Source organism: Streptacidiphilus fuscans (assembly GCF_015690355.1).
In the GTDB taxonomy this organism is placed as follows: Bacteria; Actinomycetota; Actinomycetes; order Streptomycetales; family Streptomycetaceae; genus Streptacidiphilus; species Streptacidiphilus fuscans.
Window position 1 is genome coordinate 375,135 of sequence record NZ_JADPRT010000006.1, and the last position, 14,161, is coordinate 389,295.

The 14,161-nt window shown below is 72.1% G+C and carries 15 protein-coding genes; 4 read left to right on the plus strand and 11 right to left on the minus strand.

Annotated elements, in window-relative coordinates:
• Positions 1–2: 2 nt before the first annotated feature.
• From I2501_RS17525 to I2501_RS17555, 7 genes are all read right to left on the minus strand, one after another.
• Positions 3–551: a phage tail protein gene (locus tag I2501_RS17525; RefSeq protein WP_196194972.1), complete on the minus strand. Its 549-nt coding sequence runs from the start codon at positions 549–551 to the stop codon at positions 3–5.
• Positions 548–2,524: a putative baseplate assembly protein gene (locus tag I2501_RS17530; RefSeq protein WP_196194973.1), complete on the minus strand. Its 1,977-nt coding sequence runs from the start codon at positions 2,522–2,524 to the stop codon at positions 548–550. The genes I2501_RS17525 and I2501_RS17530 overlap by 4 nt, the downstream gene beginning before the upstream one ends.
• Positions 2,524–2,943, minus strand: coding sequence for a GPW/gp25 family protein (locus I2501_RS17535; protein WP_196194974.1), 420 nt, complete (start codon positions 2,941–2,943; stop codon positions 2,524–2,526). Before I2501_RS17535 ends, I2501_RS17530 begins: the two co-directional genes overlap by 1 nt.
• Positions 2,944–2,974: 31 nt before the next feature.
• A complete protein-coding gene (locus I2501_RS17540; protein WP_196194975.1) occupies positions 2,975–4,852 on the minus strand; it encodes a VgrG-related protein in 1,878 nt (625 codons plus the stop codon).
• Positions 4,852–5,571, minus strand: a complete 720-nt coding sequence (locus I2501_RS17545) for a CIS tube protein (protein ID WP_196194976.1) — start codon at positions 5,569–5,571, stop codon at positions 4,852–4,854. Before I2501_RS17545 ends, I2501_RS17540 begins: the two co-directional genes overlap by 1 nt.
• On the minus strand, positions 5,572–6,009 hold the full coding sequence (locus I2501_RS17550) for a phage tail protein (RefSeq protein ID WP_196194977.1): 438 nt from the start codon (positions 6,007–6,009) through the stop codon (positions 5,572–5,574).
• A 77-nt stretch (positions 6,010–6,086) separates the two neighbouring features.
• The gene (locus I2501_RS17555) at positions 6,087–6,593 is read right to left on the minus strand and encodes a hypothetical protein (protein ID WP_196194978.1); all 507 of its coding nucleotides are present in this window, start codon (positions 6,591–6,593) and stop codon (positions 6,087–6,089) included.
• Positions 6,594–6,795: 202 nt separating this feature from the next.
• Between I2501_RS17555 and I2501_RS17560 the strand changes: the two genes are divergently transcribed.
• The 3 genes from I2501_RS17560 (at position 6,796) to I2501_RS17570 (ending at position 8,907) form a co-directional block, all read left to right on the plus strand.
• A complete protein-coding gene (locus I2501_RS17560; RefSeq protein ID WP_196194979.1) occupies positions 6,796–7,062 on the plus strand; it encodes a hypothetical protein in 267 nt (88 codons plus the stop codon).
• Positions 7,063–7,206: 144 nt separating this feature from the next.
• Entirely contained in the window at positions 7,207–7,887 is a 681-nt protein-coding gene (locus I2501_RS17565) for a hypothetical protein (protein ID WP_196194980.1), read from the plus strand.
• Positions 7,888–8,325: 438 nt separating this feature from the next.
• Positions 8,326–8,907, plus strand: a complete 582-nt coding sequence (locus I2501_RS17570; RefSeq protein WP_196194981.1) for a hypothetical protein — start codon at positions 8,326–8,328, stop codon at positions 8,905–8,907.
• A gap of 600 nt (positions 8,908–9,507) precedes the next feature.
• Here I2501_RS17570 and I2501_RS17575 read toward each other — a convergent pair.
• The 4 genes from I2501_RS17575 to I2501_RS17590 form a co-directional block, all read right to left on the minus strand.
• Positions 9,508–9,666: a DUF6760 family protein gene (locus I2501_RS17575; protein ID WP_196194982.1), complete on the minus strand. Its 159-nt coding sequence runs from the start codon at positions 9,664–9,666 to the stop codon at positions 9,508–9,510.
• Positions 9,663–10,160: a hypothetical protein gene (locus I2501_RS17580; protein ID WP_196194983.1), complete on the minus strand. Its 498-nt coding sequence runs from the start codon at positions 10,158–10,160 to the stop codon at positions 9,663–9,665. Before I2501_RS17580 ends, I2501_RS17575 begins: the two co-directional genes overlap by 4 nt.
• Positions 10,160–10,603 (minus strand): phage tail protein, encoded by a 444-nt coding sequence (locus I2501_RS17585; RefSeq protein ID WP_042422551.1) that lies wholly within the window; start codon positions 10,601–10,603, stop codon positions 10,160–10,162. Before I2501_RS17585 ends, I2501_RS17580 begins: the two co-directional genes overlap by 1 nt.
• 82 nt (positions 10,604–10,685) lie before the next feature.
• The gene (locus I2501_RS17590; RefSeq protein WP_196194984.1) at positions 10,686–12,284 is read right to left on the minus strand and encodes a phage tail sheath subtilisin-like domain-containing protein; all 1,599 of its coding nucleotides are present in this window, start codon (positions 12,282–12,284) and stop codon (positions 10,686–10,688) included.
• 452 nt (positions 12,285–12,736) lie between these two features.
• Here I2501_RS17590 and I2501_RS17595 point away from each other — a divergent pair, with 452 nt between their 5' ends.
• Complete coding sequence (locus tag I2501_RS17595) at positions 12,737–14,158, plus strand: ricin-type beta-trefoil lectin domain protein (protein ID WP_196194985.1); 1,422 nt, start codon at positions 12,737–12,739, stop codon at positions 14,156–14,158.
• Positions 14,159–14,161 lie beyond the last annotated feature (3 nt).

Consider the following 14,161-nt stretch of genomic DNA (forward strand, 5'->3'; position numbering starts at 1 on the left):
TGTCAGTTCCTTTCCAGCGCGGTCACCTGGACCGTGTACGGCATGTGTGCGGGGCGAGCGGCGGAGACCAGGGCCTCCAGCCGGTGCTCGTCGAGTGGGGTGGGGCTGGGCAGCGCCAGGGTGACGTGCAGCCGGGGATGTCGCTCGCCGGGGACGGGGCCGAGCGGGCGGGCGCTCCACTCCGCTCCGCCGCTCTCGGTGATCACCGGCTCCACGCCGAACGCGAGCCGCACCGCCTCGGCCAGGCCACGGCGGGTGCCGCGGATGCGGTGCAGGCGCGCGGCGGCAGCGACGGCGGCGCGCAGCAGCGCCTCCTCCTCGGTGCCGTCGACCTCGGCGCCGACCCACTCGGCCAGCCAGCGGACGAAGTCCTCCGGGGCCAACGCGGGGCTGAAGTAGGCGTCCAGGCAGTCCAGGACGTTGTGCAGCGGGGCCAGCACGTCGTCGAGCCCCGCGACGAAGCGCTGTGCCAGGTCGTCCTCGGCGAAGACGGAGGGCAGCATCGCGCCGAGCGGCGCGGAGGAGCCGAGCCCGTCGACGGAACCTCTCACGACTGCTCCCCCGAACCGCCGTTGCCGCCGATGACCCTGACCCGGTGGTCGAAGGAGAAGACCAGGGACGGCGCCTCCAGATCGATCCGGTCGGTGGCGTCCCCGCGCTTTCCGGTCAGCGGGTCGGCCGGGTAGAGCAGCACCTGGTCGACGAGTTCCACGCCGGGCACGCGCTGGAGCACCGCGAAGATCTCGCCGGACTGCACCGGACGCCCGAACGGCCAACCGTGACCCATCGCACCGCCGACCAGCGGGTCGAGGTGCCGGTAGAGCGCGTCGTGGACCTGCCGCCGGACCCGGTCGGTGTCCGCGCCGCGGAAGGCGTGCAACGTGGCGACGACGGTGACGCCCTGGTAGTAGGGCGGGCCGACCGCCAGCCGGGTGCCGATCAGCCGCCGCTCGTCCAGGTAGTGCGTGATCCGCTCCAACAGCACGTCCGCCGGGACGAGTTGCTCGAAGCGCAGTCGGCCGCCGGCGTCAGGCACCGCCTGCGGGACGACCAGGACCCGGACCGCGTGGGCGCCGTGCTGGTCGGGCTCGCCCTCCAGGCAGGTGATCCGGGCGGTCTCCGGCGCGGCGCGGCGGGCCAGCTCCTCGTAGTCGCGCAGGGTCACCGCGCGGTCCTGGGCGCGCAGGGTGATGGGGGCGCGGCTCTTGGCCTCCTCGACCGTCTCGCCGTCGACGCCGCCGGTGGCGGCCTCGCGGTTGACCACCTCGGAGACGTACGGCACCGAGCTGCGCAGCACCTGGATGGCGCCGCGCGCGACGTTGCCCGACCGCCCGCCGCCGGTGCGGTACTGCCGGGCGCGGATGGCCGCGCCCTTGGGCGGCACCGCGCCGTACTGGCGCAGGCTGCCGTCGCTCTCGCGGACGGCGGTGCCGAAGGCGATCTCGCCGGTGGCGGCGTCCAGGGTGAAGTGCCGGTCGTCGGGACCGGAGGCCGCGAAGTGGGCGACGACCTCCCAGTCGGTCCAGCCGTCGCCGTCGCCGATCTGCATGTGCAGCGGCGGAACGTCGCCGACGACGGGCGCGTGGCCGAGCCGCAGCCGCTGGCCGGGCAGGCCGGTGGACTCGCCCAGCAGCTCGTCGCGGACGGTCTCGGCGTGCACGGCGCCGGTGGTGCCGCCGATGGTGAAGGCCTCGGCCCGGCGCACGGTCGGCGAGGTCGTGTAGAAGGGCTGGCTGGGCTGGGGCTCGGTCACCCGGCAGCGGATCCAGCCCGCCTCCTGACGACCGGTGCGGGACTTCACATGGCCGCCGGGGATGTGCAGCACGACCTCGCCGGGGCGGTTGAGACCGCCGGTGCCGTCGCGGTCGACCTCGCACTCGGTCCAGCCGTCCTCCGTCCAGGCCTCCCAGACCAGCGGGGGCTGCCGGGGGTCGACGCCGACACCGTCGACGCGACTGTCCAGCGTCACCGCCACCGCGCAGTGCGGGACGGCGTTGCTGAGGCCGATCATCATGCTGTCACCGGGCCGGGGCGACTCGGTGAAGCACATCAGGTCCTTGTGCTCGGCCAGGTCCGAGGTGCGGTCGACCGTCGGCTCGCCCTGCTGCTGCACCACCAGGTACGACAACGCGCTGGGGACGACGGTGAGTTCGCGCTCGGTGGCGAAGACCACCGCCTCCTCGCTCTCGGTGCGCGCGGTCGCGGTCTCGGTGCCGACCGGCAGCCGCACCGGCTCGTCCAGCGGCGCGGAGAGCCAGAAGGTCACCTGGGCGCGCGCCGCCGACGGCGGGAACAGCGTGATGCCGATCAGGTCGAGGAAGGCCAGATGGTTCTTCTCCGGCACGCGGTTGAGCCGGTAGACGATCTGGTCGGCCATGTGGGCGACCGTCTCGACGAGCGTGACGCCTGGGTCGGACACGTTGTGGTCGGTCCACTCCGGGGCGCGCTGCTGGATGTAGCGCTTGGCGTCGTCGACGAACTGCTGGAAGCGGCGGTCGTCGAGGTTGGGAGAGGGCAGGGCCATCAGCGGTCGCTTTCGGTGTCCGGTTCGTCGTGCTCGGGGATGACGTAGAAGGGGAAGACCAGGCTGCGCGGGTTGTTGGTGCCGCGGATCGAGTAGCGGACGTCGATGTAGAGCACCGCCTGGTCGTCCCCGGCGGTCACCTCGACGTCCTCGACCTCGATGCGCGGCTCCCAGCGGTCCAAAGTGACGAAGACCTCGTGCTGGATCCGGCCCGCGGTGGCCTCGTTGACGGGGGCGAAGACCATGTCGTGGATGGCGCAGCCGAATTCGGGCCGCATCGGCCGCTCGCCCGGCGCGGTGGCCAGGACCAGCCGCATCGCCTCCTCGATCTCCCGCTCCCCGCTGACCAGCGCGATGCCTCCGGTGGGGCTGATCCGCATCGGGAACGCCCAGCCGCTGCCGACGAACTGTTCTGCCATCAGAGCACCTGCTCCCGGGTTCTGTTCGCCATCAGACCACCGGCAATCCGTTGGCGGTGACCACGCCGACCATGGCGACGTTGACACCGGCGATGTCGACGTTCAGCGGCGAGGTCAGCGCGAGCGAGCCCTCTCCGGCGAGCACGGCCGCGCCGATCGCGTTCAGCTCCAGCGCGCCGAGCGCGTTGACCGCGACCGCCGTGCCGCGGACGCTGACCGCGCCCATCGACTCGATGCTGACGACGCCACCGGCCTTGACCGTCAGGTCCGCGCCGGCCTCCAGCGACAGGCTCGCGCCCGCCTTCACGGAGACGGAGGTGCCGCCCTTGATGCTGACGCTGCCCGTGCTGTCCACCGTGATCTCGGTCTGGGTGCGGTCCAGATTGATCGTCAGCTGGTCGTCGCCGGTCTTCAGCCGCACGCCGCGCTTGGTACCGAGGCGCTGGTCGAGCAGGTCCAGGCGGTTGCCGCTGCGGTCGGCCAGCGTGCGCCGGACGGTCTTGCCGCTGGTGCCGTCGACGGGTTGGACGTCGTTGCGGCCGGGCTGGTCCTTGCCGTTGTAGAGGCCGCCGATGACGTAGGGGTGGTCCAGCGCGCCGCGGTCGAAGGCGACCAGCACCTCGTCCTCGACGTCGAAGCCGATCAGCCCGCCGCCGCCGACGCCGCCGAACTGCATGCTGCGGGTCCAGTCGCTGACGTAGGTGTCGTCCAGCCAGGGGAAGCGCAGCTTGACCCGGCCCTGCCTGAGCGGGTCCTTGATGTCGGTCACCACGGCGTTCGCCACGCCGGGCAGTCGCGGCGCACCGCCGCTGCCGCCGGAGGCGAGGCCGTAGAGGGAGCGCCACTGACGTCCGCTGACGGTCAGTTGGACCTCGTAGTGGCGACTGTCGCCGAAGCTGTGCCGGGCGCCGGTCACCGTGTACTTGCCCTCGAACGGCTCCCCCACCGCGCCGAGCGCGATCGGGACGCCCGGCCGCAGCTTGGGGTTGCCGCGGACGGTGACCTCGAGCTCGGCGAACGAGGCGGTGATGTCGTCGGCCAGCGAGCTGGCGGCGTTCTTCACCTCGCTCTGCGTGTCGAAGGGGATGTCGGTCTCGACGCGGGTGGCCTCGCCGAAGGCGGCGACGGCGGCGGCCGGGGTGGTGCCGATGACGATGGCCGGGTTGTCGACCGCGGGCTCCTGGCTGACCAGGTCCTTCTTCGCCGTCACGTCCCAGCCGCGGGCCACCGCCTCGGAGACCTGGTCGGCGGAGGTGACCGCGACGCGGCAGCGCAGGATGTCCTTGAACGCCTTGAGCGTCAGCGGGGCGGTGTCGCTGTTCGGCGAGGGCGCGCCCGCGGCTGACTCCCGCTTGACGAACTGGAAGGTGCCGCGCGCGCTGAGCGACATCACCATGTCGTTCTCGTCCGCCAGGCGGCTGAGGAAGTCCCAGTCGGTGACGTTGGCCTGGGTGATGAAGTCGTAGACGGTGGTGGTGGCGTGGATGCTGCCGACCGGCACGCTGTCCTTGGCGCAGAGCCGCCGCGCGATGTCCGAGGCGGTCATGTTCCGGTACGCCTGCACCCGGCGCTGACGCAGCATCCGGTGACCGAGGTCGTAGCCGCGGATCACGGTGAAGCTGCCGGTGTTGTCGTAGTCGCTCTCCATGGCGGTGATCTCACCGGTGAGCAGCGGCGACGCGGCGCCCTGGCCGTCCGAGACCGGGGCCAGCACCACCTTGGCGCCCAGCTTGGCGCCGGTCTGGCCCAGCACCAGCCGCTCGTGGTCGCGGAAGGTCAGCTCGAACGCGCCGGGCACTCCGGCGGCGAAGTCGATCCAGCCCGCGACCAGGTGGCGGGCGACCGCGTCGGTCAGCTTGGTGCCGCCGATCTCGACGTGGAGGACGTTGGAGTAACTGAACTCGGGCATCAGCGACCCACCTCTTCGGCGGCGGGCAGCATCAGCGCGGTGCCGGGCGTCAGCTGGGCGGGGTCGTCGATGCCGTTGGCCTCGGCGATGGCCCGCCACGCGGTGGCGTCCCCGTACTCGCGCCAGGCCAGCGACTGGAGCGAGTCACCCGAGACCACCCGGTGCACGCGGCGCGCGGTGAGCGCGCCGGAGGTCGGGTTCTGACCCGCCGTCTGCCCCGGCACCTCGCGCAGCGACACCCGGCAGGTGGCGCGGATCGGCACGCCGGTGGTGCTGAAGAGGGTGTAGGTGGCGTCCACCGAGGTGACGTAGGCGTTGAAGCGGGCGGTCGAGAAGGCCCCCCACTGGAAGATCACCCACGGCGTCGACGGCTTGTTGGCCGCGATGCTCGACGCCGTCGTCTCGCAGCAGGAGAAGAGCGACTCGACGTTCTTGCGCACATCGTTGCTGTCCGGAGTCTGCGAGCGGTCCAGGAAGATCTCGACCGACAGCTCACGCGGGTCCGGCCCCATGTACTCGGGGACGGGCCCGTCGTGGTGGCCGGGCGTGGTGGTGGCCTTCCACGTGGCCCGGCGGCTGATCTGCAGCTGCGAGGGGTTGAAGTCGAAGCTGAAGTTGCTGATCAGCCCACCGGGCGAGGTGCCGCCGCCGAGGGGCGGCTCGTGTATCGCGATCGTCGCCCGGACCAGGCTCTTGCCTGCTCCTCCACCGCCTGCCATCTACGCCGCCCCCGCATCCGTGAAGCCGTGGTGGGTGATCTCCAGCGTCTCGGTGGCCACCGCCGGGTTCTCCGGGTTCAGCGACGGGCCACGCCAGCTGACCGGCAGCACGTCGATCAGCCCCCACCGGGCGACCAGGGATCCGTCCGCGCGAAGGGCCGCGATCTGCGCCGTCGGCCGCTGGATGCCGGTGGTGATCGAGCTGATCCAGGTCGCGACCTTGGAGGTGTCGGGCGTCAGCGGACGGGTCAGCGTGATGTTGGAGAACGTCACCCGCGACGGCAGCTGCCAGACGAAGCCGTTGTTGCCGCCTTCCTGGTGCTGGTGGATCTCCACCGAGGAGGCCAGGCCCTCACAGGTGTTGAAGGTGCCCAGGCTCTCACCGTCGATGGTGAGGTGGAAGAAGATGGTTGAGCCTGGGTCTTGTTCCTGGGGCATCGGATGCTGCCTTCCTGCGGGCGGATCGGGTGGTGCGGTCAGCGGCTCTGCTTGTTTGTGTCGCGGTGGCTCTGCGGCTAGCGGCGGTTGTCGCGGAGTCGGCCGACGCGCTCGCGGTCGAACCGCAGCTCCATGCGCAACAACCGTGTCAGCGGGCCGATCAGACGCTGAGTCAGCTCGTCCACCTGGCTCTCCTTGAGCATACGGGGGTCGAACGCCTCGGTGATCTGCTGGGGATCGTTCGAGGTGTACGGGGGCGGCGGGCCGAGAAGGGTGGGCGGCGCGGTGTACGACTCCTGCGCGGTCGGTTCGCGGTCGGTGCGGGAGCCGGACGGCGTGTTGGCCTTCGCCGTGACGGGAGAGACCCGCGGCTCGGCGGTCCGGGGCGGGGAGATCAGCGAGAGCAGCGGGTTGGGCGTGGACCGGGTCGGCGGCGTCTGCGGTGCCCGCTGCACCGGCAGCGGCGCGAACTGCGCCGACGTCGCGGGCGAGGCAGGCGAGGCGGTCGGCATTGCCTGCCTGGCCTGCGTGGGCTGCACGGCCCGCTGCACCGGCGGAGCGGCGACGGGCGACGCGAGTGGCACCGGCCGGACCGGCGCGGGCCTGGACAGCGTCGGCAAGACAGGCGAGGCAGGCGACGCCACATGGGTCGTTGGGGTGTGGACCGTGGGGGTGTGGTGGACCGTAGGTGCGGCTGCTGCGGCGGCACGCTGAACCACGTTCGGCGCAGGGGCTGCTGCCGCACTGTGCAGTCGCTGCGGAGCGGTGGGGCGGGCAGCGGTAGGCATGGCGGGGGCGGCTTCGGTACTCCGCGCTGCCGTCACCGGCTCCTGCCTCGACGTCGCCGCGGGCTCCACGCGCAGCGGCACCGCCTTCGACGCGCTCAACCGCTGCACGGCGACGGATGCGGGCGCGTCCACCCTCCGCGCGACGGCACGGGCGGGTGCCAACGGCCGTACGGCGGTCGGCCTGGAGGCCGAGCCAGCAGTCGGTTTGGCGGCAGTCGGCGCGACCGCCTCTGCCGCCGACTCAGCGGTGGGCATCGGCAGTTGAGCGGCCGGGCCTGCTCCGCTGCCCATCGCCAGCCGCTGCACCGGCGGCGCTCCGCCGTCCGAGGTCCCCGCCGACGCCTGCGCCAACCGCTGGATCGGCGCCACACGCGGGACGTCGGGAGTCGACGCAGGCGATGCAGCGGCCGTGGCAACCCCGGAAGGAGTCGCCAACGGGGCGGTGGGCGCAGCGGCAGGGCCGCCCACGGCACTGCTCTCGGTCAACCGCTGCGCGACCACTGCCTGCGAGGCAGCGTCCGCCGACGGCACGATCGGCGACGGGTTCGCGGTCGCGGTGGTGATCGGAGTTGTCAGGGTTGATGGAGCGTCAGCTATGGACCGCTGCACCGGAGAAGCCTGCGATGCCGTGCGCCCGGCTGCCGCCACCGGGGACGACGCCGGGACAACAGGGCTGGCGCTGCTCGGAGTAGCCGGACCCGGGGCTCCCGCCGCGCTGGTCGGCCGCACTGCCGTCGACCGCTGCACCGACCCGCCCGTGAGCGGTGTCGTACGCGCGGGCGGCGCGGTCATGGGCGCGCCGAGCAGGGAGCGCCGCCGCTGCACGGGTGCTGCGGTGGCGTCAGACGTCGGCGTGGCACGGCGGCTGGGCTCCCCCAGCCCGACTTCCCGGCGCTGCACAGCGGCCGGGCCAGGCGTGGCAGCCGGAGCGGGAGTCGGCGTCGGCGTCGGCGCAGCCGGGACGACAGCGGCGGGGGCCGAGGAGGAGGGCACCTCCGCAGGACCGCTGACCCGCCGCTGGACCGGCAGATCCTGCGCAGGAGCGGGCGTGGCACCAACCGGCCGTGCGGGTGCGGCTGTTGAGCGCTGAACGGTTGCGGGAAGAGGCGCCGACTCGGGCGCAGACGTCCCCGCCGCTTGCTTCGGTTCGGGACGTGACGGCTCGCCGCCGCTCCGCTGCACCGGTGCGGCTGAAGCGGCAGGCGCGGCAGGCGCGGCGGCAGACCCAGACGGCGCAGCCGAGGACACCGAGGGCTCCACGGCCCGCCGAACCGGGGTCGGAACGGGCTGCTGCGTCGAGGCCTGCTCCTTCGACGCCCTTGGTGCGACAGGAGGCACAGCATCGGGGATCGACGCCGGAGCAGTCGCGCGCTGGATCGGGGCGGCAGGCGGCGCCGATGTCGTCGCATCGGTCCCGCCGGACCGCAGCGGCACGCCCGGCGACGCGGGACGCGGCGAGGACGACGCAGCGGCCGACCGCTGGACCGGCGCGACAGGCGTAGCAGCCGCAGCCGAAGGGGATGCCGTCGTGGGACGGTCCGTTCGCGGAGGGGTCGCGCGCTGGATCGGAGCGGCAGACGGGGTCGGCGTCGCTGAGCGCACCGGCCCATCGGTCGACGCAGCAGGCGGAGTTGATCCCGGAGCGCCGCCGGACTCCTGGCTCGTGGTCCTTCCCGTCGAACGCTGGACGGGCGCGGCAACGGGAGCCGTACCGGCAGCGGTCGGCGGAGACGTCTGCGCAGGGGACGGCGAAGAGGACGGCGCAGACGCTGCCCTCGCGTCGGTCGCCGGGCGCGCGACCCGCTGGATCGGAGCAGCCGTCGCCTTGGACACCTGCGCGGCCTCGGGCCGAACCGGCAACGGCCGCTCCGACACCGGCTGCGACGGGGCTGTCGACTGCGTCGGCTGCGACGGGGACGTCGACCGCGGCGGCGTGACCGAAGGCGTCACCGGTGCCGGTACTGGCGCTGGTACCGGGTCGGAGTCGGCGGCAGCGGGCTCCGAGGCCGCGACGGAGGCAGCGGCTCGGGCCGGTGCAGCGGAGGCAGCGGGAGTCACACCCGCGACCGGCCTCGGCGCCGGAGCCGCCGCCGGAAGCACCCGCCGCTGAACGGGCGGGGTGGTGGCGCGCGTCAGCGGAACCGAGCGGGTGGCGGACGCCGGACTCGGGCGTGCGGGGGCGACGCGCGGGCCGGTCGGGCGGGTGGCAGAGACGACGCGCTGGACGGTGAGACCCAACGCGGCGCCGACCCCTGCCTCACCCGCCGGCTCGTCGACCGGATCGGCCGACGCCACCGGCAGTTCGAGCGCGGGCGCGCCCAACGACTCGCGCCCACCCCCAGCGCCGCCTCCGACCGGTGTCAGCGCGTCGCGGATCACGCCGGTGGGCGCACCGTCGAGGACGGCGTGCGAGAGGGTCCCCATGAAGCTGGGGTTCTGCCAGGTGGCCAGCGACCGCGAGAAGTCGGACGCGGCCACGGCCGGCCGCGACGGACCGGCGCTGGCGCGCTGGATCGGCGGCAGCGCCGCCCACCCGCGCGACGCGGCGGCGCTCGGCGCGGCAGCCTCCTCCCGCCCGGACACAGGCCCGGACGCGGGCGCAGACGCAGGCGCGGGCGCCGAAGCAGGCGCCGAACCAGCACTCGGCGCCGCGGCAGCCGCGGCGCCCCGGAATCGGTCGAGGAATCCCATGGCTGAGCCCCGCCCCCCGTTACCGTTCCGCCGCGGCGCGGGTGACGAGCGAGGCGATCTGCTCGGCGTACCGGCGACGGTCGCGGTGTTCGAGGTCCAGGATGTCCTCCAGGCTCCAGTGGAAGTGGTAGGCGATGTACGCGATCTCTTCGTCAATGCGTTCGGTCGCGTACGTCACGATTCCCCCAGGCGGCTCCCGCCGAGCTCAACCTCGAAGGGCTGCTCGCAGTGCGGGCAGGTCACCCCGGCTCGGGTGTGGCCCTCCGCGTTGATCTGGCGGTAGAAGTCCTGCAGGAAGGCGAGGTCGGAGGCGAACATGTTCTCCACCACGCCGTCGTGGATGTGCGCGACGGTGCCCAGCCGGGTGATCACCCGGGCGAGCAGCACGACGGACAGGTAGGCAGGGTTCTCCTGCACCCGCACGTCCCGCAGCGGGATGAGCTCGTCCCTGGCGGTCGCCAGGCGCATCACGCCCTCGCGGTGGACGTTGCCTTGCTCGTCGACGTAGCCGCGCGGCAGCTCGAAGGCGAACTCCGTGCGCAACTGCCGCCGCACGGGCGCGGGTTCGACCGGCGGGGCCGCCGGCGCCGCGAAAGCGGAACCGGCGGACTCGGCGGCATCGGGTCCGGCGACGGCGGCGCCGCCGGACCTGGTGGCGGAGCTGCGGCGCATTACTCCATGATCATTTCTTCGTAGGTGATGGTGACGGTCTCGGTCAGCGCGGACGCCTCGCCGGCCTTGACCGTGCTCGCCGACACCTTGCTGCACCAGGCGTTGCGCAGGTGGTAGCGCTTCACCGGGTTGTTCATGTAGTCCATCACGATGATGCTGGCGTTCTTGCGGGCCGAGCCCATGTCGCCGCGGACGGACGCGTTGATCCAGTCGTTGAAGGCGGTGGACTGGGTCATGCCGCGGACGACCGTCGCCTCACCGGCGCGCTTGACGCCGGGCAGCTTCTTGGTGACGGGCTGGCCGTTGGCCGAGACCTGCTGGAACTCGATGACGTCCTGGTTCATGTCCAGGCCGTTCACCTCCTGCAGGTACTCGACCATGACGCCGTCGATCTGGAGGCCGAAATTGTGCGATGTGAGCGAATCGCCGGGCTGAAGGCTCATGCCTGGTGTTCCTTACTTCTTCTCGAACACGTCTACTCGAACCGGTCGTGGCTCGCCCGAGGGCGAGCGGGGAGGGAGGAGGCTACTCCTCCAACTCACCTGCGCCGCTGGAGAACTGCGCCAGCCGGAAGATCACGAACTCGGCCGGCTTCACCGGGGAGACACCGATCTCGCAGATGACCCGGCCCAGGTCCACGGACTCCGGCGGGTTCGTCTCGCCGTCGCACTTCACGTAGTAGGCGTCGTCCGGCGTGGCGCCGAACAGGGCGCCACTGCGCCACTCGGTGACCAGGAAGGCGGAGATGTTGCGCCGGATCCGGGCCCACAGGGCCTGGTCGTTCGGCTCGAAGACCACCCACTGGGTACCCGTGAGGATGGACTCCTCAAGGTAGTTGAAGTAGCGCCGGACGTTCAGGTAGCGCCACGCCGGGTCCGAGGAGAGCGTGCGCGCGCCCCAGATCCGGATGCCGCGACCGGGGAAGGCCCGGATGCAGTTGATGCCCAGCGGGTTGAGCAGGTCCTGCTCACCGCGGGTGATCTGCATCTCCAGGTCCACCGCGCCGCGCACGACCTCGTTGGCGGGGGCCTTGTGGACGCCGCGCTCGGCGTCGTTGCGGGCCCAGATGCCGGCCACGTGACCGCTCGGCGGGATCATCCGGGTCTGCGCGCTGGCCGGGTCGAAGACCTTGATCCAGGGGTAGTACAGCGCGGCGTACTTGGAGTCGTAGCCGGCCGTCTCCTGGCGCCAGACCGAGATCTGACGGGCGTTCAGGCCCGGCGGCGGGTCGATGATCGCGAGGCGGTCGCCCATCAGCTCGCAGTGCGCGATCAGCGCGAGCTGGACGGCCTTGACCGACTCCAGGTCGATCGCGCCGCGCTGGTAGGCGGCCATCAGGTCGGGGACGGAGACCATGGAGACCTCGTCCACGGCCTCCAGACCGCCGAAGCCGGTGCGGTCGGCCGAGTCGCCCACGTACTCGCGGACGCCGACCTGCTCCACCTCGCCGGTGCCCGTGGGCACCGGGGCCGACGCCGGGTCGGCGGACGGCGCCGGCAGCGCGACGGTCTGGTTCTCCGGACGGACCAGCTGCGCGGCCGGGGCCGCCTCCTGGATGGAGATCAGCTTGGAGCGTTCCTTGACCTGGGTGACGACGTAGTTGCGGCCACCCTTCTTCGCCGACACGTCGAAGGTCTCGACGGACTTGTCGCCGTCCTTGACGACCAGGCGGAAGCGGTCGGCCGGACCGTCTCCCTCGGCGTCGACGACCTCGACCGAAAGCCCGCTCTGGCCGGCGGCGATCGCGGAGACCTTGAAGGTTCCGAGCTCCTTCGCCTCGCCGGGCAGCAGCGCGGCGCGGACGTTGCCGCCCGCGAGCGCCGCCGGGGCAGCTGTGGCCACACCCGAGACGCCGCCGACCACGCCACCGACGCGGACGACGTAGGCGGCGCTGCCGCCGTTGTTGAAGAAGCCGTAGACCGCGTGCGCCAGGTAGTAACCGTCGGTGAACTCACCGAAGGAAGCGACGTACTGCGACCAGTTGGTCACCAGCGTCGGCTCGTTGAGAGGGCCGTTCGGCGCAAGACCGACGAACGCGGCCACCGACGTGCCCACACCCTCGATGGGGCGCGAGCCGCTGGCGACCTCCTCCACGTAGACGCCTGGCGACAGGTACGACGGCATACTCAGCGCTCCTCGCAGTTCAAGACAGGACCACGACAACAGTCGCTGCTCGTACCCGTTTCGGAAACGTCCTCCGGTACCTGACCCGGGGCATCCTCGCTGCCCCGGGCGATGCACCAACGGGCAGGCGGCGGACGCCGGCCGGTGTGGGCCTGACCTGGGCTTCCGGTCGAAGCAGCCGTCTCGTTCGCCGAGGAGTTCGGTCCGGCACCTGAATACCCTGAACTGGGGCGCGCAACCGGTCCGTTCGGGCAACGGTCCGGGCAAGGGTTCTTGCTTCTCCGGTCGTGCGGGGGCGCCCGTCGAGCGGTTTCGCGCCGGTTCCCGGGCGGCCGACTGCCCCGCACCACCCTGCCGGTGGCCCGACAGGGCACCACGGCAGGCACTTTGGGGCGGGCACCCTGCCCCGCAGCCTCCTGACCCGGGGGGCGCGCCGCCGGTAGGTTCTCCAGGTGAGCCTATGGACTTCCCTGGAGCCCGCGTCCACGACAGTCGACGCTGGAAGCTCCGCAACAGTACGCCTGCGCATCCGCAACACTGGTGACGTCGTCGACGAGTACCGCTTCACCACGGTTGGCGACCTCGCGCCCTACATCACGGTCGAACCACCGACGTTGCGGCTCTACCCGGGCACCACGGGAACGGTCGAGCTCACGGTCGCACCACCCCGCACCCCGGACGCCGCCGCCGGGCCGCACCCCTACGCCGTGCAGGTCACCCCGACCGAGCACCCCGAGGCGACGACGGTGCCCGAGGGCAACATCACGGTCACGCCGTTCATGGAGGTGCGGGCCGAACTCGTCCCGCACACCGTCAAGGGGCGCTTCCGCGGACGGCCCAAGCTGGCCGTCGACAACCTCGGCAACACCACGCTCACCGCCTCGATCAACGGTGACGACAACAACGGCGACCAGATCGGCTACGAGGTCGTCCCCGCCAACGTCCAGATCGAGCCGGGGCGCGCGGCCTTCGTCAACGCGACGCTGAAGCCCCGTCAGATCATCTGGATCGGCCACAAGCAGAACCGGCCGTACCGGCTGGTGGTGCGCCGCTCGGGCGTCAACCCGCTGAACGTGGACGGGACGTACGTCCAGCGCGGGTTCCTGCCGCGCTGGCTCTTCACCGTCCTCAGCCTCTGCATCGGGCTCGTCATCGCCTTCGTCGCGCTCTGGATGACCAACCCGCCGGCGTTCAGCAGCGAGGCCACGCCGCTGGTCGCGCAGGCGTCCTCCAGCGAACTGCCCACGCCCAGCCTGAGTGTCGCTCCCCCGCCCACGCAGGCGGCCCCGCAGCCCACGACGGGCGGCGGCAACTCGCAGCCCACCCCGGTGCAGGTCGTCCCGACCGGCAACGGTGGCGGCGGCAACGGCGGTGGCAGCGGGGGCGGGAACGGTGGTGGGAACGGCGGAGGCGGTGGCAACAACCCGCCGCCGACGACTGCGGCGGCCGGCGGCGGCTTCGAGCTGGTCGGCCGTGGCTCGAACCGCTGCATCACGGTGACCAACGGCGTGGCGCAGGGCGGCAAGGACGGCGAGCCGCTGGAGCTGTGGGACTGCAGCAACGCCGTCTGGCAGCAGTGGACCTTCCACGGCTTCACGGCACCGAGCTACCAGGGACAGGTCATGTCGCTTGGCCTGTGCATGGACGTGGCCAACGCCAACACGGCCAACGGCACCACGATCCAGCTGGCCAACTGCAACGGCGGCCCGGCCCAGGTGTTCACCCTCAACACCACCCAGGGCGGCGACCTGGTGAGCATCATGGCCGACAAGTGCGTGGACGCCACCAACCAGGGCACCGGCAACGGCACCAGGCTGCAGCTGTGGACGTGCGGCGGTACCTCGAACCAGAAGTGGGTCCAGCACAACGGCTGAGCC